At 68.5% G+C, this 20882-nt stretch carries 18 protein-coding genes; 13 read left to right on the forward strand and 5 right to left on the reverse strand.

What is annotated here, in order from left to right; all coding sequences use genetic code 11:
• Positions 1–16: 16 nt before the first annotated feature.
• Together ACIP93_RS31335 and ACIP93_RS31340 are read right to left on the reverse strand one after the other, a co-directional pair.
• Entirely contained in the window at positions 17–1585 is a 1569-nt protein-coding gene (locus tag ACIP93_RS31335) for a phage/plasmid primase, P4 family (protein ID WP_401764282.1), read from the reverse strand.
• Positions 1582–2694, reverse strand: a complete 1113-nt coding sequence (locus ACIP93_RS31340) for a bifunctional DNA primase/polymerase (RefSeq protein ID WP_401764284.1) — start codon at positions 2692–2694, stop codon at positions 1582–1584. Before ACIP93_RS31340 ends, ACIP93_RS31335 begins: the two co-directional genes overlap by 4 nt.
• 989 nt (positions 2695–3683) lie before the next feature.
• On the opposite strand from ACIP93_RS31340, the gene ACIP93_RS31345 reads away from it, so the two are divergent.
• Entirely contained in the window at positions 3684–7334 is a 3651-nt protein-coding gene (locus ACIP93_RS31345) for a hypothetical protein (RefSeq protein ID WP_401764286.1), read from the forward strand.
• Positions 7335–7446: 112 nt separating this feature from the next.
• On the opposite strand, the gene ACIP93_RS31350 is transcribed toward ACIP93_RS31345, so the two are convergent.
• Complete coding sequence (locus ACIP93_RS31350) at positions 7447–9972, reverse strand: DEAD/DEAH box helicase (protein ID WP_401764289.1); 2526 nt, start codon at positions 9970–9972, stop codon at positions 7447–7449.
• Positions 9973–10158: 186 nt separating this feature from the next.
• Complete coding sequence (locus ACIP93_RS31355) at positions 10159–10569, reverse strand: hypothetical protein (RefSeq protein WP_401764291.1); 411 nt, start codon at positions 10567–10569, stop codon at positions 10159–10161.
• 366 nt (positions 10570–10935) lie between these two features.
• Between ACIP93_RS31355 and ACIP93_RS31360 the strand changes: the two genes are divergently transcribed.
• The 12 genes from ACIP93_RS31360 to ACIP93_RS31415 all read left to right on the forward strand — a co-directional run bounded on the left by ACIP93_RS31360 (position 10936) and on the right by ACIP93_RS31415 (position 20199).
• Positions 10936–11121, forward strand: a complete 186-nt coding sequence (locus tag ACIP93_RS31360; protein WP_325750543.1) for a hypothetical protein — start codon at positions 10936–10938, stop codon at positions 11119–11121.
• Positions 11121–11354: a hypothetical protein gene (locus tag ACIP93_RS31365; RefSeq protein ID WP_325750542.1), complete on the forward strand. Its 234-nt coding sequence runs from the start codon at positions 11121–11123 to the stop codon at positions 11352–11354. The genes ACIP93_RS31360 and ACIP93_RS31365 overlap by 1 nt, the downstream gene beginning before the upstream one ends.
• 297 nt (positions 11355–11651) lie before the next feature.
• A complete protein-coding gene (locus tag ACIP93_RS31370; protein ID WP_325750541.1) occupies positions 11652–11813 on the forward strand; it encodes a hypothetical protein in 162 nt (53 codons plus the stop codon).
• A 54-nt stretch (positions 11814–11867) separates the two neighbouring features.
• Positions 11868–12209, forward strand: coding sequence for a hypothetical protein (locus tag ACIP93_RS31375; RefSeq protein WP_325750540.1), 342 nt, complete (start codon positions 11868–11870; stop codon positions 12207–12209).
• A 35-nt stretch (positions 12210–12244) separates the two neighbouring features.
• The gene (locus tag ACIP93_RS31380) at positions 12245–14125 is read left to right on the forward strand and encodes a hypothetical protein (RefSeq protein WP_401764296.1); all 1881 of its coding nucleotides are present in this window, start codon (positions 12245–12247) and stop codon (positions 14123–14125) included.
• A 219-nt stretch (positions 14126–14344) separates the two neighbouring features.
• Positions 14345–14527: a hypothetical protein gene (locus tag ACIP93_RS31385; RefSeq protein ID WP_401764298.1), complete on the forward strand. Its 183-nt coding sequence runs from the start codon at positions 14345–14347 to the stop codon at positions 14525–14527.
• Positions 14524–15003 (forward strand): hypothetical protein, encoded by a 480-nt coding sequence (locus ACIP93_RS31390; protein ID WP_401764300.1) that lies wholly within the window; start codon positions 14524–14526, stop codon positions 15001–15003. Before ACIP93_RS31385 ends, ACIP93_RS31390 begins: the two co-directional genes overlap by 4 nt.
• Positions 15004–15008: 5 nt before the next feature.
• Complete coding sequence (locus ACIP93_RS31395) at positions 15009–15506, forward strand: hypothetical protein (protein WP_325745227.1); 498 nt, start codon at positions 15009–15011, stop codon at positions 15504–15506.
• A gap of 160 nt (positions 15507–15666) precedes the next feature.
• Positions 15667–17847, forward strand: coding sequence for a hypothetical protein (locus ACIP93_RS31400; protein WP_401764302.1), 2181 nt, complete (start codon positions 15667–15669; stop codon positions 17845–17847).
• A gap of 36 nt (positions 17848–17883) precedes the next feature.
• A complete protein-coding gene (locus ACIP93_RS31405; RefSeq protein WP_401764304.1) occupies positions 17884–18192 on the forward strand; it encodes a hypothetical protein in 309 nt (102 codons plus the stop codon).
• A 31-nt stretch (positions 18193–18223) separates the two neighbouring features.
• Positions 18224–18592, forward strand: coding sequence for a hypothetical protein (locus tag ACIP93_RS31410; RefSeq protein ID WP_401764306.1), 369 nt, complete (start codon positions 18224–18226; stop codon positions 18590–18592).
• 299 nt (positions 18593–18891) lie between these two features.
• Positions 18892–20199: a hypothetical protein gene (locus ACIP93_RS31415; protein WP_401764308.1), complete on the forward strand. Its 1308-nt coding sequence runs from the start codon at positions 18892–18894 to the stop codon at positions 20197–20199.
• Between the two features lie 66 nt (positions 20200–20265).
• On the opposite strand, the gene ACIP93_RS31420 is transcribed toward ACIP93_RS31415, so the two are convergent.
• Positions 20266–20733 carry a hypothetical protein gene (locus ACIP93_RS31420; RefSeq protein ID WP_401764311.1) on the reverse strand — a complete coding sequence of 156 codons (468 nt, stop codon included), beginning with the start codon at positions 20731–20733 and terminating at the stop codon, positions 20266–20268.
• Positions 20734–20882 lie beyond the last annotated feature (149 nt).

The raw sequence follows: 20882 nt of genomic DNA on the forward strand, positions 1-20882 counted from the left end.
CCACAAAGTTCCGTGACTACTCGTCCTCAGTCCGCAGCGCCAGGCCCGGGTAGAACCGGACACCGTTCGATTTGATCATCTCCTCTGCGGACTTCAGCCCGAGCTCCTTCCGGACTCGATCGGCGAAAGCACGACCAGTGGCCGGCTTCTCTTCCTCTCCTTGGCACCAGAGCTTGTAGAGCTTGTAGAGCTGAGATTGCAGCACCTTCGCGCTCGGGTGCTTCTCTGTGGCCTCGCCGAGGAACCGGCCGATGTGGTCTTCGGTGGCCGCATAGCCTGCCGTCGCCGTACGGACCCTCTCGGGGCCGTCAAGATTGTCTCGATCGGCCCCAGGGGCTCGAGTCGCGAGGAAGCGACGTGCTCCCTCGATGAGCCACGCAAGGATCCCCGGTCCTTCTTCTTCAACCAGGATTCGGGCCAGGTTGTCGATCTTCTTGGCGTCGGGGACCTTGCGCTCGAACGGGATCAGTCGCAGTCGACGCCAGAAGGCGTGACCACCCGTGGCAACCTCGGGATAGTGGTTGCCCAGGAGCCAGAGGTGATGGGTCGGCGCGAAGGTGAAGTAGTCCTGCCTCATGCGGCGTGCAGTCACCGGCTCGCCACCGGTGAGTTGTTTCATGCGCACCTCGTTGAACTTGTCCGTGGCCTTCAACTCGCTACATACCACGAGGCGGCGACCGTACAGCTCGGTCAGTTCCGTCGAGTGCTCGTTGTAGCCGCCACGGTCCATGAGGAAGCCAGGGGGTGCCGCATGTGCGTAATCGCCGAGGATCTGCACGACCAGGTCGAGGAGCACACTCTTGCCGTTGGCGCCGTCGCCGTGGCAGAAGGGCAGGACCTGTGCGCCAACGTCGCCAGTAATTGAGTACCCAAGCAGGATGTGGAGGTACTCGATCATCTCCTTGCCGTCAGCATCGTCACCGAAAGTATCGGCGAGGAAGGCGAAGAAGCGCGGGGTTTCCATCTGCGTAAGAGGGGCTACCCGGGTGCAGCGGGAGTTGAAATCGTGGAACGGATCGGCTGTCCGGACCTCGCCTGTCTTGAGGTCGACCACGCCGGACGGCGTGCAGAGCGTATACGGATCGCCATCAAGCTGGGTGGCGTCCAGTGACAGGGCAGGTGATGCCTTCGCCTGGTGCAGCATCGCCTTCATGCCGCTGGTCGACGATGAGTAGCGGCGGTGGCGTACCACATCCTGCTGGGAGAACACACCAGTCGGGTCGACGGTGGGCATCTGAGCGGCCATGTCCCCAGCGGCCCAGATCGCAGCGCCCTCGCCACCGCGCAGCTTCCATCGGCCAGCCTCCCAGACGTACCAGCCGTTGCCGTCCACGTAGCGGAACTTCCCGCTGTACATGGAGGCGAACAGTTCCGCATTTGCTCGGTCAGTGAGATCGTGCGGAAGGACCCCTGCCGACCGCCGGCTCGGCGGAGGGCTGGTGGGCCCGCTGACTTCGAGGCTCGCTTTCTGCACCGGCAAGTTGGGCCGGTCAGCTCCGACGACCGGTGTGTCGAGGTCAAGCATCTGCTGAGCGACGGCTTCTGGATCGAAGCCAACCTGAGTGCGGTCGCTGGGGATACTCATGAGCGTCCTTCGAGATGAAGCGGGCGCATGGCCCCCGCCGTGAGTCCGTCGCTGATGATCCGGGCGATCTTGACCCGCTGCTGGGGTCGAGCTGCTTCCGCGGCGTACGTCAGACGATCGACTGCTTCGGTCCTTGAGAGGCGGCCGGCCGCTACTAGACCTCCGGCGGTGAAAGCGGCCTTGTTGAGTTTTCCGGTGAAACCGGTCCCCTCGTCTGCTGCAGCACAAGCTTCGATGTCCTCAAGCAGCCTTCTGAGCCCGTCAACGGGTCCTTCGGTCCGACGAATCAGAGGGCGAATCGTCTGGCTTGAGGTAGCTGGCGAGGAGGCTATACCGTGACCGGTCCGAATCAGCTCTTTCGCCAGCCACTGAGGGAGCGGTGCTGGAACCCGAACTGCGCCCACCGGCATGTAGGTGCCCTTCGATGTACATGTGAAGGGTGCGACGACGTAACCCTTATCCGCGCGCACGTCCACCTGCCAGGCCAATGCCGTCGTAGCGTCCGCTCCCCGGGAGGACCTCAGCCTCAGGTCTTTCGGCAGCGAGTACCAGATGTGCATGCCTCCAGACGCCGTCTCCACCCGGAGGGTCGTGTCGTCATGGCAGGGGTCCTGCTGTCGACGGTAAGCGGCCAGCAGTGCGAGCGTGTGGAACCCGTTCCCCAGGCCCGTCAGGTCAATTGACGGATGAATGGGGATACCTGGGAGAAGTCGGTCACGTTGCGGTTGCTTGCTCGCGTGCGCGTCCACGTCGAGTACTACTACGTTTGCCGGGCCGCACGACACTGCTACCCCGAAGCGAGGTTGGGCGCCCCACCATGCTCGGATGCGGTCGAGGTCGGTCGTAGCAGCGTGAAAGCCGTGGCACCATCGGCCGGCTTGGAGGCACGGACAGTCTGCGGGAGCGTGATCTTGCTTCTCGCGACAGTGGGAGCAGTTGGCAGCCGGGATCTTGCGTCCAGGCACCAGTGGATGTACTGGCCAGCCCCTCTGTGCGCACCAGATCGCCGTATCCACCGGAGACGGCCCTGGCGGTACCACAGAGGAATCTGGAGGACAGGACATTCTTGCTGATCCTTGCTGAGGGTCTGTACGCATCGCACGTGTCATCGGTGAATACGCAGGTCAGGGCTGCTTCGATGGAACGGGCAGGGGCTATAGGGGCTGAAGTCTCACGTCTGCTGCCGCGAGCCTAGCGCAGCGTGGGCAAGGCTTTGGGACGCGCGCGCTAGAAGTTTGCGCAATGCCTCATGTTCAGCCCCTTCCGCCCCTGTCGGTACCGAGAGCTGCGAGGCGTCTGAACCCAACCGGCAGGCCTCAGATCGAAGTTACCGCCTACAATGCGCCTTTTATTGCTCTATTGGCTGATTTGCGAGGGATCGTAGGAGCTCGATTTCCGGCATGCGTCGGCGGCCGCATGCGGCTGGGCACTGTGGTACGCAGCGACTGACTGGAAGCTCGTTCCATGAAGCTGTTTGGCGCCCTCGAGGAGTCCGTCCGCGACCAACCAGGGTCCTCTGTGTAAGGCAGGGGCTGTCCTTTAGCCCCTCAGGGTCTAAGCGCAGCCCTTGAGCAACTTGGCATTTGTGCAGGTCAAACTGCCTCTAACTCCTCTAGCAGTGGCTGAAGGGGCTGAACTTCCCAGTTATCACGCTCCGGAGCATCTCACGTACGCGCGCGGGCATGTATGTCTGCGCGCGCCCGCGCGCGCATCTATGTCCGTACACCAGACCCTTCAGCACTTACGCGCGGGCGCGCATACGCCTGCCCGCAAGTTCCTTCATAACCTGGAAGTTCAGCCCCTTCAGCCACTCTGAGGATAGGGAAAACGCTCTGACCTGCTCTTTTGCATAGGGTCAGACGGGCTCATACAGGGGCCCAGGCGGCCGCCCCCGCCCCCCAGGCTCGTTTGAGCCCCTGCGCAGACGAAGCCGGTGGACGAAGTTGCAGCGGTCTGCTGCCGCCCGTCCCGGCAGGGCGGCGAGCCTCTGTGGTTGCCCTGGCCGTGTGCGCGGGAGCGATCTGCAGAGAGAGTCCGGCGAGGGCGCCGCCCGCCTGGCAGGCTGAGACCCGAACTCTTACGGAGAGAAGGGCGATCGATGCCACACGAGGACGCCCAGCTCCTGGACCAGGCTCTGGGGCAGTACTCCCGTGACTCGGTGCTGACGCTGCTGCGTGCCGCGTTGGACTCGCCGGGATGCGCCCGACTGCATGAGCATCTGCTGTTCGCTTGGACCCGGGCCTTGACCAGCCCCGCTGCGGAAGAGCAGCAGGCGGGCGCTGGTGACCTCCCTGGCGTTCTCCATGCCGCTCTGCGAGCGGGCCCCGCGCGCGGCATCACCACCGGCTGGATACCCAACGACCCGGCGGATGCGGTGAGGTTCACGCTTGGGGAGAGGTCCTACCTGATTCACCCTGGCGAGCTCGACCATCCGCTCATGGTTCTACGGGCACTCCGTGACACCGCCGATGCCGCGGATGGGCACTTGGTGGGCGTGCGCGGATTCGGTATCCAGGACGTCCTTGAACTCTCGCTGCGTCACACTGACCACACCGTCAGGCACCTGTCGCCGACGTGGCCTCCGGCGACTGACCTGGAATTGGTACCCGAGCAGATCACGTGCGAGGTCACGGCCGCCGAGGTGACCGCTGCGGGCGAGATCGGGACCGACCATGTGACCGGAGCTGACCCCATGAAGGAGCCGGACCGGACATCAGCTGCGCTCGCCTACCTGACCCGCGACATTACCGAGCTGCCTCTCGCCTACGCACCCGGTCTCCCCCTGCTCGGTCCGACTCTGCTTGTGAGGAGCGTGGACGGCCGTGCAGAACCGGTTCCTGCCTCGACTGCCCTGGAGGCTGCGGCCGCGGCAGCAGGTGATCTGCTGCAGGGGCACCCGATTCCGGATGATGCCCAGTCGTTCCTGCGCCTTCGCGCCGTCACACGCGTCGCACGACTCCTCGGCCTTCGGGAGGCACCCACCCAGCCCGACGAGGTATGCCGGATCAGCTCACCGTCGCACCGCCTGGAGATCGCCGTCGTCGCCAGCCTCGCTGACGATCTGGCGGTACTCGTAGAGAAGGCGCGCGCCGAGCTCTTGAGGGCACCGTCCGGGACGGGCCGGCTGGTCGTCTATGCGGGGCCGCGCTTCCTTGGCCGGGAGGTGGTCACCGACACGGTCTACGTCCACGTGGAGGAGCTCACCGAGATCTTCGCTGCGGCCAGTGGCGACCTGGCCCTGGTTGCGTTGTGGGTCCTGGAGCTCACCCAGCACCCTGGGGCGGACGCCGTCGCGTACTACGACGTGCTGGACGCCTGGAGTACTTGGCACGCCCAGGCGACTCTCCTGCCTCCTGGCCCGTCACAAGAGGGCGTGGCCCTGGTGGAACCGTACGGCCGGGACGTGTCGTGGGAGCGCGCTGCGCTGTGGGCCACGACGGACACACTCCTGGACTCGGCCGGGCTCCCACAGGCGGTCGACTGGGAGGGCTCTCGCCTGATAGTGGCGCAGCAGGGCGAAGGACGGTGGGCTGACCTGGCACAGAACCCTCCAGGTCGAAGGGTGCGAGTCTGCGTCAGCAGTCACCCGCCGCTGATCATCGTCACCACCATCAATCCCGAGCCAGGTGCGCTGCTTGACGAGACCGCGTTCACGGGCCTCGCCGACGGGATCCGCGGCACCCTCGCCGGCCACGCCGACCTCACACGCCACTTCACCTTGCCTGAACGTCGACCTGTTACCTTGCACCTCACCGAGACCATCGCCCCTCACGATCCGCCTGCGGGCCGCCCCACGGACGTCCCAGCCGACGCGCTGGCTGTAAGAGTCGGCGTGGACGAACAGGCCGCCCGAATCGACCTGGTGCTCGACCCCGCCCTTCTGGAGCGGTTCGCCGAGGACGGTCACCACATCCTCGGCCGGATCCTGCACCAGACCATCAGCCGGATCCGCACCTCCCACGGCGCTGACAGTGGTCTGGCAGCCGACGCGTTCAGCACAGCTTGGGACACAGCCGTCCCGGTGATCACCTGGTACGGCAACGACCCGTTCGCTCCACCTGCCGCGCCGGCCCACTACCTGCCGAGCACACCGCATGTCCGAGCTCGGGCACTGCGCATGGCCGCTGAAGCCGTGCGGGACGCAGGTGTACTGGCAGGCACGTTCACCGGGGCCGAAGCGTTGCGCCGGGGAGGCCCGGCCGAGCAGCTGTTGCATGCCCTGGAGGGCGCACTCGACAGACATCTCCGTGCCTACCGTCCGGCCTTGGTCCCGACCCTGACCCGACACCTCAACGCTGCCCTCTCCGCACGGAGCCGCGGCCAGCAGGAGGCCATTCCTGGAATCGTCCGCGCTGAGGGGAGCACCTGGGAAGAGGAGGCGCGCCGACGGGAGACCGATGGCGCCGCAATCACCACCGCCCTCCAGGTCCTCCTTCAACAGGCCCTCGCCACACCGCCCGCAGGCGATCAGGCTGCCGACCTCATCGCCGTCGCTGATCTCGTCGCCTTCACCGAGCTTCTCCTGCGCACCGCGCTGGTGGCCGTCCCAGCAAGCCGGAAACTGCACTCCGTAAAGCTCACTGTCGACACCACAGGCGTCTTCACCTTCGAGATCCCCACCGCCGCGGCCAAGATGAACCCGGCTGAGGCCACCGAGGCTGGGCACCTCGGCTTTGACACGCTCGCCTTCCGCCAGGCACAGGAACAGGCGTGGCTCGCCCGCGCCCGGTCCTCCGACCCGCAACCCATCACCGCGCAGGAGCTGTTCGCGGCCCGGCGCGCCCTTCGCACTCCGACCGAGTTCACGAGTCTCAATCCGCCGGCCAGCAGCACCCTCGCCCGCGCCGACCGGGAGCTGACCACGCAGTGGGGCTGCGGGCTCGACGCCCTGGCCGCCGTCCTCGCCACCGCCTCTGACTGGCCCGTCGAGGCTGACGGTATTGCCGCGACCAGCAGGGAGGACATAGCCCGCGAGGCCGCCGCCTGGTCCCAGTTGCCAGAAGGCCAAATCCTGGCCGCCGTCGACCAGCTCCTCCTCCACAGCGGCAACGCCACCGCGACGCACGCACATGCCTACGCCGAGGTCGAACGGCGAATCCGGCCCACGACCCACCCTCTGATCGCTCATGCCAACGGCATCCTGATCGCGCCCTGGCTCGTCCACACCGCTCAGCAGCTCTACGCCGCTTCCTTGAGCGACAGCCGACTGCCCCGGCCCGACACACCGCCGAAGGTGGCCGACCTTCTGGACCGTTACCGCCAGCAGCAGAACAACCAGCTCGAGACGGACCTGGCCGATGCGGCAGCGCGTGCCGGCCTGCCGCATCGGCCCCGCTTCGATGTCGGACCGGCAGCACGCGCCGGCATCCCCGGACTGCCGGGTGAGATTGACCTGCTGGTCGCCGATCCGGCCCGGGGACGGCTCTGGGTGGTCGAGGCGAAGAACCCTCACAGGGCGATCAGCAGCCACAGCGTCGCCCAGCATCTCGACCGGTTCGTCCGCTACCGCAAGAAGCTCCTGGCGAAGGCCCAGGTCCTCTCCGCCCATACGGAGGCAGCAGCGCGGGCATGCGGAGTGGACACTCCACAGGACTGGAAGCTCGTCCCGATCTTCGTCACCCGCAACATCGACCCGGCCGCCTTCACCGCCGACCCGGGTGTCGCGTTCACCAGCATCAGCCACCTCACCGCGGTACTGGGCAGCACCACGGAGCCGGACATCGGGTGGAACCCCGGCCCCAGCAGGTGAGAACCGTTGACCTGCCCGGCGTGGCGTTCCTCCCGGAGCACCGAAGCCCCTCGTGTCCGCCCGCCGCGCGGTCCTACGCGGCCGCGCGGCGGGCCCGCGACCCGGCGAGCCCTCAGGAAGTTGCGGCGCCAGGCGCCTGAGCGAACGTCGAGAACAGGGCCCCAGCGGTCAGCTTGTGGTGGGCCAACTGCTCGGCGACAGCGTGCGGGTTACCCCAGCGGTGCTGGCCGTGCGTGAGTGCCTCTGCCCAGCTGCGCACCGCGGTCGCCAACGCTTCCCACCGCTCCAGGGTGACGACCCGCATCCCTTCGACGGTGATCGCCTGGAAGTGCGGCGTGCGACTGGGGTGGACGATCACGGGGAGCTGCTGGGTGACCTCGGGGTACGCCTGCTTGTCCCAGCGGACGCTTCCGCCCAGCTGGTCCAGGTCGTGCTTATCGATCGTCTCGGCGACACAACCCGTCTTCAGCTCGATCACCGCGTGCCGGCCGCCGCCGAGTACCCACAGGTTGTCCGGCCCGGTGTCGTACATCTTCTCCGGGCGGGAGCTGGCGAATCCCAGATGGCGCCCCAGGGCTTCCCACGCGCGCTCGGCGTCGTCAGAACGCTCCGGGTCTCCCCACACCACTTCCTCAAGCAGCGCCTGCACGCCCAGGAGCAGCGCGGTGCCGTCGGCGTACGTCTCGGACAGGAACGCTGCCGCTGCCTCCGCCTGTACAGCCGCGGGGCGGAGCTGGGCGGGGGTGACTCCGCCGGCGGGGCGGAGGACGAACGGGTTGTCGTCCAGGGCCTTGGAGAGCAGCTTCTGCGCGGCCGCGGGTTCGACGTGGTGCAGGTACGCGGCACGCTGTTCGATCAGCCAGCCTCGTACCGCGCGGTCGCTGACCATGCCGATGGCCTTCTGCAGCCGGTCACTCGCGTCGATGTAGCGGCCGGTCGCCGCGAGGTTGAACGCCTCGCGTACGCCGATGGCTTCGTCCCGGACGGTACCGGTGGGGGCGTAGTGGACGGCAGCGAGTGCTTCACGGCTCAGTGCCCGCCACTGCGGGTCCCGGCTCAGGCACAGGCCGATCGCTTCCCGGATTCCGTCCAGCCCCTTGCCGGTGAGCTGCTCGGCGAGGCTGCTGCTCAGGTCGATCTGGGCGCGGGTCGCCGGTGAGAACAGGGCCCGCTGCCTCGGGTCGTGCAGAGCGACGGCGAGTTGGCTGCCCAGGAGCAGTACAGCGCAGTGGTCCTCGCTGTCGCGTACGCCGCGTCCCATGCCCTGCTCGATGCGCTGGATCTGCCGGGCCAGCAAGGTGGGGCTGCCCGACAGGAGCGCGGCCTCCCGGCGTTCGGTCGGGTCCATCGGGCGCGGTACGCCGTCGAGGATCAGCAGTTCGCAGGCTTCCCGGGGGAGGTCGACGCCGTCGTACTTGTTCACCATGACGACGAGTCCGACCCGCCCGCCCTTGAGAGCGCGCACAGTGCTCGGCAGCTCTCCGGCGTGCACGACCACGTCCGCGTACGACCGCCACGGCGCGGCCGCCCGGGTACTGGGAACCAGGACCACCACGTTGACCGGTTGCGCTTCTGCCGTGCCGTCGCCGTCCCGGTCACCGTCGGCGAACTGCCGGGCCAGCTGGCGGACGGCTTCCTCGTCGAGCTGAGGGTTCAGGGCGATGGGCGCGAGAATCATCCGGTCGCCGAGGTCCGCCGCGCTACCCGGAGTCACCGGCTGCTGCACGTCCTTCGGTCCGGCGTCGAGGTCGGTGACGAGCACGCTGTCGTCCGCGAGCGTGGCCGTGAGGTAGACGCGCCGACGCGCTCCCGCGAACGCGGGGATCATCGCGATCGGCGGACACGGGGGACTGACCTGGATCTCCTGGCTCGTCACGGTCGCCGAGCACAGGTGCAGCACATCCGCGATCAGCGGCCAGGTGAACTTAAAGCCCTCCTCCCCGGCGTGCGGGTGGAGGATGTCCATGATCCGTTGCTGCTGGCCGATCCACGACCAGAACGGCACGGGCACCGAGGCGGTGTGGTCGTACGCCCGGATGTCCGCCCAGCCCTTGGGGGACTGCGCCTGGAGCTCGGAGGCGAACAGAGCACTCAGCGCCTCGTACGCGGCATGGCCGGCGGGCACGGTGAGACGGAACTGCGCCTCCGTCGTGGTCAGCGCAGCGTGCGCGTCGTCCACGATGACGATGCCGACGTCCAGCTTCTCCCGGCTGTCACCGACCACGCCGAACACCGACTGCCCGTTGACCAGCTTCTGGAAGGTGGTCACCAAGATGGACTGCCCGGCCCGGAACGCCAGGTCGTCGACGCGGTCGGTGACGGCCAGCCCCATCGACTCGGCCTCTGCCCGGACCTGCGCGGCGAGATAGCGGTCCGGCGCGAGGTAGACCGCGGCTCCTACTCCCTCGTTGAGGGTGCTACGCGCGATCAGCAGCCCGACCGCCGTCTTCCCGCCGCCGGTGTTCTGCTTGATCACCACGTCGCGGCGTTCGCGTCGCCCGAACCACTTCTCCAGTACCTCGCCCTGCTCATGCCGCAGGTACGGCCACGGCCGGCGAGGCAGTGCGGCGTAGATGTCCCGGGGCCGCAGAAGCGGTTCGCTGCGCCCGGTTCCTACGCGGCTCAGGTCCAGTGGCATGGTCCGTTCCCCCTCCACGCGGCGCAGCCCGGGAAGTGGCTGCTGCCACCGGACATCTTCCACCGCGCCGTCGGCCGGTCGCGGCGTTTTCGAGGAGGCGGACCCGGACTGGCGAAGGCGCCCCCGGAAGCTGCTGTGCGCTGGTGCTCCGCCTGGCGGCTCGGGGGCCGGGCGGCAGCCGGCGTATCAGTCCTCGGAGGTGGTGCTCGTGTGGACGAGTGCTTGCACGGCGAGCTGATGCCAGGAGACGGGCACGAAGGCAACGACCTCGTACCGGTCCACCTTGATCACGATGTGATGGCCGTGCTCTGCCACGTCCGTGAGGATGCGCGTCAGTTCGGTCCGAGCGTTGTCCGAGCTGAAGAGCTGGACCTCCGGCGCAGCGCCCAGAGCGTTGCGCGCTTGTCCGTACCAGCCGGTCGAAACGATCACTGCAGCGGGCCTGTTGTGGCGGGAGACGAGCTGAGGTCTGGGGCCGGTGAGGGTGTCGTTGCAGGACAGCGCCAGAACGTCTCCCCACTCTCCGCGTAGGCGGCCGACGGCGAGCTCCCGCTCGTAGGTGGGCATCGTCGGCGGCTCCATTGTCATGGCGCGCATCGTCGCAGCGTATCGCGTCACCCTGCAAATCTCACGACAGCGTTAGAAACTAACGATGTCGTGTTGCGACGTCGTTAGTTTCTGCGCTACGTTCCATGACGGCAGAGATCAACTGCCGGGCCTCAGAGCCACGTTGCTTCCGAACTGCACAGAGCGCATACGAACGGCCCGCTCATCGGCGGGCCGCTGAACTGAACGGATTCAGTCCCGCGCATGCCACCACGGATGTGCGGGAGCTGCGCCCGTTCAGGGCACACAAAGGGCCCTCCGCCCCCAGCGATTGCAGCGCTGGACGAAGGGCCCTCCAGCCCCGGGAGCAGACCCCGGGGACCGTCCGCACACCTCAGTCAGCGAGGAGCACGGAACATGCAGCACTCTACGGCCACCGAAGGCGACCGGTACGCCGCCTTCGAACACCCGGCCCACCCCGACGACGAGAAGCCCAGGCTCCTCACCCGTGCCGAGCAGCGCCGCGCCGCTGAGATCCGCCGGGCCGAGTTCAGCCGCCGAAGGGACCGCATCGGTCTCGGTCTGGGCCTCGGTGGCGCCTGATGGCCGCCGATCCGATCACGACTCTGAGCCGTCGCACCCTCAAGGCCGTCCGCACGGTCCCGCGTTCCGACGCAGGACGCGCGGCCTGCGCCAGCAGGGTCGACTTGTTCGAGCGGCTCGGCGGGAGCGGCACTCCGAAGTCCGCCGACAAGATGGCGGCCGCCAAGGTCTGCGCCGCTTGCGTCCTCGGCGAGACCTGCGCCTTCCGCGTGAAGGGCGGTGGCCGCCGATGACGTACGCCGAGCAGAAGCGGCGCGCGGACGAGGCGCGCCAGGCCGCCGAAGCGGCGGAGCGGCAGACCGGCCGCCTCACCGGAAGGGGCGCGTGATGGCTCCGCTGAACTTCAGCTTCTCCGACCCGGGCCGACACGGATCCTCCGGCGGCAGCACCTTCCGCGGCCGAGCACCGAGGAACGCAAGGGCAGCCTCCGACGCGGGTGCCCGCTGGGAGGCGTCCGAGCGTGGCCGGGAGACCGGGCGCCGCGAGCCGGACCCGGGCCGTCGTGGGCTCCGTGGCTGGAGGCGCGGCTGATGGATTGGGACCGGTACTTCAACCCGGGCCCCCGACGGTCCTCCGCCAACATCACCACCACCCGAACCGCTGCCGTCCGCAGTGAAGCCTCCAAGGCCGCCAGCCGCATCGGCGTCCTGCGCAAGCTCGACGAGCCCAGCAGGCGAGGCAAGCGCACCTGAACACCCGACAAGGGGCGGGGCCTTGATGGCCCCGCCCCAAGGAGATGACCACCGATGACCACCCATGGCGGCGAACACACTCCAGACCGCCTGCTCGACCTCGCTCGCCGAGCGCACTCCCTCGCGCTCGACTCCATCACGAACGGCGACTTCCCGGAGGCGACGGCGTGGGCCTCGGTCGGCCGGCTGCGCATGGAGATGTACCGCGCCGCCCTCGCCACCCACTGCCCGGACTGTGAAGGGCGCGGAGTGGTCGCCGTGCCGTGCACGAACGCCCACTGCACCGAAGACCACGGCGACCTCGACAACCACCGCCAGCACTGGGGCCCCTGCCCGAACCGGGTGACCCACCCCTGGATCCCCGACCCGGCGGCGGACACCGCTCCGGCCCCATGAGCACACCCCACGCACACCAGTAAAGGAGCACGCCGGTGTCCGGCATCAACCTGACCAGCCTCGCCACGTCCCCCGTGGTTCTTGTGGCGGTCGTCATCCTCGGACTCGGTGCGGTCATCGGCATCTCCAAAGTCCTCACCCGCGACAAGACCAACACCCCTGGCCCCCTCGACGAAAGCGAGGACCAGCGCAGAAAACGCGAAGAGCGAGAAAGGACTCTTCGCGTTCACCGGGCGAGGCGAGTAGCCGATATCGGCACCTATATCTTCGCCAGCATCGCCACCTTCGCCGCGCTCCTCGGAATGTGGCCGATCGCCCAGAACAGCGTGAAACTCGCCGGAGTTCCCACCGACTGGGTCAACCTCGGCGCACTCATCGCGGTTGGAATGGTCGAGGGCACCATCATCATCTCCGGGATCCGGGCCCGGGCGAACATCCTGGCCGGCGAACCCTCTGGAGCCGACGGGATCGCCATGTGGGTCGCGGTCACCGTCTCCGCGATCCTCGCCTCGATCGAAGTGGCCGTCGCCGACCACAACGGTCTGAGCGCAGGCGAAGTCTTCGTTGCGGTGCTGGCACGTCTGGCAGCACCCGTCATCGCGGGCTTCCTCTGGGAACGTGGCCTCGCTCCGGAACGGCGTGCGACCGGCGTCGAGAAGGTTCACTCGCTCATCACCCTGCGGCGGCTCCTCGTGCGCCTCGGGCTGGCCGCTCCGCACACCGCCGACCTCGGCGCCCTGGACCGCGACTTCCGCCTCGCGAAGGTCGCCCGGCACATCGCCAACGCCAAGCGCCGGCGGCACGGCAGTGTCACCGGAAGCCGGGCCAACCGCCGCAACCCGCGCCGGCGCCGTGGCCCTTCCACCCGCTGGTCCGAGTGGCGCGCCCGCACCACCCTCATCACTGCCGTCCGGTACGGGGCGATCCAGCCGCCAGACGGAATGAGCCTCGGGGATCACGTCGGACTGCACGCGCTCACGGAGGCGCTCATCGAGGGCGAAGCCGCGGTGCCTCTCCACCTCGCAACCGCACGCCCCCGATCGGGCACCCCGACAGGCGTCCACCCCGACGACGATTCACTGCCCCCGACTCGGCACCCCGATCACGCCCCCCAACCGGCCGGCCCGATCATCGGGGCCGACGCCCAAACCCGATCATCGGGCCGAACCGATCCCCGCCCGATGATCGGGCCGACGCCCGACCCCGACGCCGCCCCGACGACCGGGGCGACGCCGAACCCCGACTTCGCTGCGTCGGCCCCGACGCCCGACCCCACCCCCGATCTCACCCCGATCATCGGGCCGACACCCGACCCCGACGCTGACCCGATGATCGGGCCGACGCCGCTGCCCAGCTTTGCTGCGTCGGCCCCGATGCCCGAACCCGACCACGCCCGCCCCGACCCGAATGCCACCCCCGACGACGTACCGATCGGGCACCCCGATCAGACCCCGATCAGCGGTCTCACCAGCGGAAACGAAACCGATCGGGGGGAGGAGCCGTCGCCCCCGACGCAGCCCGCTGGCAACCCCGATCCGCTGGAACTGCGTCGGCCGACCAGCTCGGCCCGCCACCCGATCAACGCCGCAAGCGACGGCACCCGATCGGCCCGCACCGACGTGCCGGCCACCCCCGACGCCACGTCGGGCACCCCGACTGCACCCGCGTCGGCCCCGACGGAAGACGCCGAGCAGACTCCCCGATCGGGGCCGACACCCGACGCCGTCAAAGGCAAGTCGGGGGGCCGACGCACCCGCGAGGAACTGATCGCGGCGGTTGAGGCGCTCGACCCCGACCAGCCCACCCTCAGCCCGAACTACGTAGCCAACGCCATCAACTGCTCCTGGAAGCGGGCCAAGGAACTGCTCCAGGAGACCGGCCGGCTCCCCGACCCCGAACCGGCCGAAGGGGAGTAGCCACCCCTGCTCACTCCTCCGAACGTATGTACGATCACGGATGAAGTGAGCCGCCTCGGCCGCCACCTCATCCAGCGCCCCGCGTTCGCCGCCCACCGGCACGCCTTGGCGCTTCGCCCGGCCCCCGGGCCCCCCACTACCTGCCGCCGCCAGTGGGTCTAGTTGTGCCAACAGGCTCCCCAGACCCGCTCCCTCCTTACCGCTTGGAGGCACGCACCCATGCCCATCCGTATCCCACTGCCTCGAGCGGCCCGCCGTTCGGAACCCACTCCCTCCCGGCCCTCCCCGCTCAGCGCACTTTCCCAGCAGCGCCACCTGACGGTCGTTCCCGACCTCGGCGTCTGGGACCCCAACGAAGAGCACATCCGCCAACGGCTGATCGCCTGCGGGGTGTGCCTGTGACCAGCAAAAACGCGCCGGAAGACGAGCGGGGGACCAACTGGCGCTCCGTCGGCGACGGAGTGATGCGCGCCTACGACGAGACACGCGACGAGCTGGCCGACGTCTACACCGAAGCTCGCACCGCTACCGAAATCGCCGTCCGGCAGCGAGCCACCGCATGGGGCTGGAAGACCCACATCCCGCTGAACTTCCAGTGGATGCGGCTACCGCTCAACGTCCCCGCCTTGCTCATCGCCGGCGTCACCACCGCGATGGACGACGACCCCTGGTACCTCCTCGGCCGGGCCCTTCCCGCCCTGGTCATCGGCCTGATCCTCGCGAAGACCACCCTGGGCGGAATCGTCCGGCTCGCATGGAGAACACCGGGTCTCGGCTACCTGCTACGCGTAGCCGCCACCAGCACTCTCTGGTTCCTCCTCATCGCCCTCGTCATCGGCTACCACCGTCCCGCCCTTCATTACCTATTCGGAGTCTGACCAGCATGAACACCACCGGAGCAGCACTCGGCGGGACCGGCACCGTCATCATCGGCATCGCCCTGCTGGCCTACCAGGTGGGCCGGTGGAAGGGCGGCGACCCCACCCCCAAGATTCACTACTTCCTCGGCCTGACCATCGGCGTCCTGCTGTTCCTCGGCGGCGGAATCCTCGGCGCCATGGGCGGAGCCGCAGCAGCCCTCGGTGACGGGGTCGGGTCGTACGTCCTCGCGGGAGCGGCCGAGATCGACGTGACCGGCCAGAAGCCGGCAGCCACCGGCGCCGAGAAGGTCGGCCTCGGCGGTGTCGTCACAGGCATCGTCCTCGTCTGCTTCTACGCCGGACTGATCAAGTCGGGCCGTGCAGACGTCACCGGCTCCCTTGTCCGAGGCGCACTCACCGGCGTGTTCCTCGGGCTCGGCGGCGGCCTGATCGGCAGTGCCATCGGCCTGATCACCACGAGCGGCAACACGGTCGGAGACCTCCTCCTCAACTCGGCCTGAGCTCCAAGGACCTGTCTGGGGCCTGGAATCGGCCTGTCTGGCACCTGCACCCGGCCAGGTGCCAGACAGGCCCTAGAACGGGCTCTGACCTGCTGAAACGGGTCAGACAGGGCCGCAGGTACACCCCCACCTGAATCACCGAGAACGGCAGAAAACCACGATGACCCGCCCCGCTGACGAAAACGAGATAGTCGACGCCGAACTCCTTGAAGATGACCATCCCGGCCCGGGCGCCATCCAGGACGACGAGGACCCGGACACCACTCCGTACGTCCGCATGCTGCTGCACCTGGCTCGACGGCTGACCGCCCGCGAGGCCAAGGTGCTCGCCACGGGCGCCCGCCACACGGCCGGTGAGTTCAGGCGCTGGCGAACCACCGAGGACCTCACCGACGCGCACGTCGCCCGTGACCTCCTCAACACCCAGTACCGCCTGTGGCAGACGGCCCAGCGGAAGAAGACCGGCCTCGCCCGGGCTCAGATCAGCCGCCTGGAAGCGCACAACAAGCGCCAGATGCAGCTGATGCTGCAAGGCCGCGGCCCGGGGCCCACGCCGGCCACCGCGAACGCGATCGAGAAGTGGGCCAAGTTCCAAGCGAAGGCCGAGATGGTGGAGTTCGAGCCCGCCATGCCGACACCCGTAGCCGTCACGGTGGGGCGCGGGCAGATACGCCGACGGCGCGCCCGCCGCTTTCACGCCACGGCCGTGGGTCTCACCGTGGTGGACGGTCTCGGGCTCACGCTGTTCACCGGCCCGGTCGTGGTCACGGATCTCGTCCTGGCGGCGGCCACCGCCACCGTCCTGTGGGCACAGGGACGCGTCCGCACGACGCTGGCCCCCGCGCTGCCGCGCCTGCTGTTTCCTTACGCAGAACTTCCCGGGGAAATCGATCCTGCAGAGGTACCGGCTGCCGAGGACGAAGGAAAGCCGTTCCCGATTCGGCAGGCCGAGAATGCGGAACAGGTCGAGGACTGCCTTTTCCGCGCTCTTTCTGTCGATGCCGATATCGCACAGGTCACGGACGCTTCACGCCTCGCATACGGCTGGCAGGCCATTGCCGTTCTCAACTCCGGTACCCCGGCGGACATCGTCCGCCTGCTGCCGAAACTCGACGTTGCGCTGCGCGTCGGGCAGGGCCGCACCATGGCCCAGGGGGGATACAACCCCAACGACAGCGCAGAGGTGATGGTCCGGGTCCTTACCGAAGACCCGTTCGCCAACCCGCCGGCCTTCCCGCTGCGGAACCCGTTGTCGTGCTCGATCCTCAAGCCCGTCTCCATCGGCATCAGCATCGACGGCGAGCCCACGGACGTCATCCTCGCCGGCCAGCACGTCCTTATCGTGGCCAAGTCCGGCGGCGGCAAGTCAGCGATGGTCCGCACCCTCGCCGAGTACGCCACCGCCTGCTCCGACGCCGTGGTCTGGGACCTCGACCCGACTGGCCGCGGACTCGGACCCCTCCGGGGCCTGGCGGACCGGACCGCCTATACCGAGGAGGAGATCGAGGCCGCGCTGGCCGACCTGGTCCGCTACGCCGAGAACCGTATCGCCGCCCTCGACGAAGGCGAGGACAACTGGGTCGTCACCGACGAAGAGCCCGCCCTGATCGCCTTCCTCGACGAGTACTCCAAGCTGTCGAAGAAGGCCAAGGAGCACGCCCTCGCCCTCATCAGGATCGGCCGGAAGGCCCGGATCACCCTGGTGATCTGCACCCAGGACGCGACCAGCGACATCATGGGCGATGCCGTCGCTGACTCCTTCGGCATCCGCGTGATGCTGCCCTGCCGCATGGACGACGTGCCGATCGTCGTCGGGGACAGGAGCGCGATCTCCGCAGGCTGGCTGCCGCACCTCCTGGTGCCCAGTCCGGGGGAGTGGGACATCGCCGACGCGGGACGCTTCTACTGCCTGACTCCCAGGCACCGGGCTCCGATCCTCCGCTACTGCCCCCACCTCGACGCCGGCACGGCACTCCTGCGGGCCAAGGAGCGCCTCAACGTCGGGCTCCCCTCGCTGAACGCCGTCACGACAGGCGAGGCGACCCGCAGGCCCGTCCCCCGCATCGCCCAGCTGCTGCTGGACGCCTTCGAAAGCGAGGGATGGCCTGCGCAGATGACCGTCGACGAACTCCACGGCCACCTGCGGGCCGCCGACGTCGCCACGTGGGGACGCTGGGATGACCGGACCGACCGGCTGGCCATGGTGGGCCGCACCCTGCAGGCCGAGCTGAAGAAGGCAGCGCTCACGATCCCGACCGTGCGACTCACCGACCGCCCGAACAAGCCCACCGCATACCGATTCCAGGACATCGAGGAGGAGATCAAGAGATCGCGTCAGTGACCACCACGCAAGCGCCGGGATCGGCAGGATGCCGGTATGACAACCCACAATCCCACCATCCACCTGCGCCAGTCGGCGGACGCTCTCGAGCGTCTGGTCCGCGAACTGACCAGCGGAACAGCCGGATGGCAGCACACCCGCCTCGCGGTGACCAGCGCGCATGAGCTCGGGCGGATCGCTGCTGCTCTGCCTGCTGTCACCGAGCTTCTCGGCGCGGCCCTGCACGCCCACGCAGGGCCGCGCGCGGACACCGCCACGGGAGCTCTCTCACAGGCGACCACCACAGCTCGGGAACTCACCGGGCACCTACAACGCGCACGAACGCACGCGCAAGCACTGCGCTGACCCGTCCACTTGGGGGACCACCTTGGAATCGATGCACGACGCCGGGCAAGCCGCCATCGCTCTGACAGCCCTTGTCGGCTTAGGGCTGCTGAGGCTGGTCGGCTGGCGACAACGACGGATCTCCGCCCTGCGCCACGAGATCGAACGCCGATCCGAGATGGTCCGTTCCTACGACAAGGACAGCGAGGCCTACCGGCTCTACCGCGACGAGACCGACGAGATGGCAACCGAGATCCGGCGCCTGAAAGCCGGGACCGGCCCCCTCACCGTCACCATCGCCGTGATCGCTACACTCTGCGGCCTCGGCGCGGCAGGATACGGCGCCGTGGCCGGATCGCCCCTGGTCCTGCTCCTCGGCGGAGTGTCAGTGATCACCGGGTTCCTCCTGCTCCTCAGCTGACCGGACCGCACACCGCCCCGCTACGGTGACCTCGCGTTTCCGACGCTGTACCTCTGTGACAAGGGCGCCCTCTTGAAGAGGGCGCCCTTTCGTCGTTCGGGCCGCTCCCCGACGCCAGCAGTGCGGTAGCCTCCCGGAGCGGCGTGCACGTACGCCGGAGCTCCCAGGAGAGGCGGCCCACGCCCGGTCTCCGAAGGGCGGAGCAAGGTTCGAGGAATCGCGTGCTCCTGGTCGATGCCGTCCTGCACAGAACTCCAGTGCGGCGTATGCGTGGGAAGCGCCGCGGCACGGAGCTGAGCATGACGAAGGACCGCACCCGCAAGTTGAAGATCCGCGCGGTGATGGCGGCATCGGGGCGTACGTACGGCGAGGCCGCGGCCGCGCTGGAGCAGTGGACCGTGCCCGACGCCGGCCGGCGGCCCCCCGCCGGTGTGCCGATGGCACCCGACCCGCTGGGGCAGGCGGACAGCGGGGAGCTGTTCACGGCTCCGCTGATGGTGGTGGCCATGCTGCCGCGTGGCCAGGCCGGTCTTGACGCGGCGCAACTGATCGCCGACGCCTGCGATTACCTGATCTCCCACGACGGCTGGTACCGAGCCAGGGCCGAGGTGTACGGCCCGCGGCCGACGCGCGAAACGGGCATGCCTCCGCTGGCCGGCCACACGCCAGCGATGCTCCTTGCGCGGGTCTCCGCCCGCCGACGCTGGAGCGCCGACACGCTGCACGCCTTCCTCCGAGACGCCAGCACCGCGATCCTGACCGCCCTCGTGAACAAGCACCCACGGATCACCGAGCGGCACGTCTCCGTCCAGGCCCTGCCCCAGGAGACGGGACAGCAGATCGTGGCCGTACAACAGGGAAAGCCCGACGCGCTGACCACTGAAGCCCACCCCAGCCTGACCGAGCTTCATCCTCTCGACGGTGAACTGGAGGAGGCGAAGGAGTACCCGTTCCGAGTCGTCGACAACCAGGACGTCGGCTGGTTCGCGGTCGGACCCGCCACCTACATCAACACCCTCCTGCAGAGCAACGGAGGGGAACCTCAGAGCCTTGGCGCCCTGGATGCCGAACGGGGCCCGCTGCGCACCGTCGTACCGGTTCCGCAGGAGGACCTCGAGCGACTGCGCGACGCGCTCACCGCGGCCGGCACCAGGGCGACGGCTTCCTTGCTCGTGGCGCTCTACCGCCTCGCCCGACAGCACGCTGACCAGGAGTACGAACGGTCCGAGCGGCGCCAGAGCAGCCGTCTGTACGCCGGAGGAGATGACACCTGGGAGACCCAGGCCATGCGCAGCCTCATCTGGGGCCTGGGCGTGGACCTGGCGGACAAGGACCGGCGCCTCGACGAGCAGGCGATGCAGGAGGTGATGGCCATCGTCGGCCAGTGGGTCACGCCCGAGGCCGACCTGTACGTCGAAGTCGCCGGCAGTGTGGCCCGCGCCTTCCAGGCCGCGGCCGCGCACGCCGGAGGCTGGGGAGCACTGGCCGACCGTCACTTCCAGCCCGGCGACCGGTTCGCGCACTCCCCGAACGCGGTAGAGGGCGCCTACGCATGGCTGATGGGCGAGCCCATGCCATCCACGAGCCGGAAGATGCTCAGCGACTGAAGCGACTCACGGATCCGGGATGAGCGCGGGACTTGGATGTCCAAGCCCCGCGCCCGGAGCAACGTCCTAGCCGCGGCCGCGCAGCGCGATGACGGAGACGGCCGCCCAGGCCAGCGTGGCCACACCCACGGCCACCGAGCGGGCATCCTGCGGAGTGCCGGCCGAGACCATCGCTATCGACCAGACACCCCAGCAGCACCAGAGCAGACGCGCGGGCCATGACCGCAGGAGAGCGCTCGTCAGGAAGGCCCCGGCACCCAAGCCCATCCACCAGTCGACGAGGTCACCGGCCGCCATCGGCAGCCCCGTGCTGTTCGACCGCAGGTACGCGACCACAGGCTGGTGAACCGTCTCGGCGAGCCCACTGCGCCGGGCGTACTCCCACGCCCAACAGGCCGCTCCGTAGACGAGCCCCACCTTGAGCAGAAAGAGGAAGATCCGGGTCGGCGACAGGTCGATGGGCACGTGCGGTTCAACGCCCCACCGGCATGCCCGCTCCTCCTGGTCAAGCGGCTCGGTGACATGCGTAGCCATACGGGTCCCTCTCTACGTCCGGAGCAAGCTGCTGCGGCAGACGGCATGTCGGCATCCGGCCGGGTGCCGTCAACGCGTGTCCGCAGCAGTGCACTCTGACCGGAAGACCGGACACCGCCCAGGACAGGCCCGGCTCGGGAGCTCTAGCG

It is taken from the genome of Streptomyces sp. NPDC088745 (assembly GCF_044751045.1).
Taxonomy (GTDB): domain Bacteria; phylum Actinomycetota; class Actinomycetes; order Streptomycetales; family Streptomycetaceae; genus Streptomyces; species Streptomyces cremeus.

Bases quoted from the DNA above. Each gene is read 5' to 3' on its own strand.
- ACIP93_RS31335 (WP_401764282.1), bottom strand. From the start codon at position 1,585: ATGAGTATCCCCAGCGACCGCACTCAGGTTGGCTTCGATCCAGAAGCC.
- ACIP93_RS31340 (WP_401764284.1), bottom strand. From the start codon at position 2,694: ATGACACGTGCGATGCGTACAGACCCTCAGCAAGGATCAGCAAGAATG.
- ACIP93_RS31345 (WP_401764286.1), top strand. From the start codon at position 3,684: ATGCCACACGAGGACGCCCAGCTCCTGGACCAGGCTCTGGGGCAGTAC.
- ACIP93_RS31350 (WP_401764289.1), bottom strand. From the start codon at position 9,972: ATGCCACTGGACCTGAGCCGCGTAGGAACCGGGCGCAGCGAACCGCTT.
- ACIP93_RS31355 (WP_401764291.1), bottom strand. From the start codon at position 10,569: ATGCGCGCCATGACAATGGAGCCGCCGACGATGCCCACCTACGAGCGG.
- ACIP93_RS31360 (WP_325750543.1), top strand. From the start codon at position 10,936: ATGCAGCACTCTACGGCCACCGAAGGCGACCGGTACGCCGCCTTCGAA.
- ACIP93_RS31365 (WP_325750542.1), top strand. From the start codon at position 11,121: ATGGCCGCCGATCCGATCACGACTCTGAGCCGTCGCACCCTCAAGGCC.
- ACIP93_RS31370 (WP_325750541.1), top strand. From the start codon at position 11,652: ATGGATTGGGACCGGTACTTCAACCCGGGCCCCCGACGGTCCTCCGCC.
- ACIP93_RS31375 (WP_325750540.1), top strand. From the start codon at position 11,868: ATGACCACCCATGGCGGCGAACACACTCCAGACCGCCTGCTCGACCTC.
- ACIP93_RS31385 (WP_401764298.1), top strand. From the start codon at position 14,345: ATGCCCATCCGTATCCCACTGCCTCGAGCGGCCCGCCGTTCGGAACCC.
- ACIP93_RS31395 (WP_325745227.1), top strand. From the start codon at position 15,009: ATGAACACCACCGGAGCAGCACTCGGCGGGACCGGCACCGTCATCATC.
- ACIP93_RS31400 (WP_401764302.1), top strand. From the start codon at position 15,667: ATGACCCGCCCCGCTGACGAAAACGAGATAGTCGACGCCGAACTCCTT.
- ACIP93_RS31405 (WP_401764304.1), top strand. From the start codon at position 17,884: ATGACAACCCACAATCCCACCATCCACCTGCGCCAGTCGGCGGACGCT.
- ACIP93_RS31410 (WP_401764306.1), top strand. From the start codon at position 18,224: ATGCACGACGCCGGGCAAGCCGCCATCGCTCTGACAGCCCTTGTCGGC.
- ACIP93_RS31415 (WP_401764308.1), top strand. From the start codon at position 18,892: ATGACGAAGGACCGCACCCGCAAGTTGAAGATCCGCGCGGTGATGGCG.
- ACIP93_RS31420 (WP_401764311.1), bottom strand. From the start codon at position 20,733: ATGGCTACGCATGTCACCGAGCCGCTTGACCAGGAGGAGCGGGCATGC.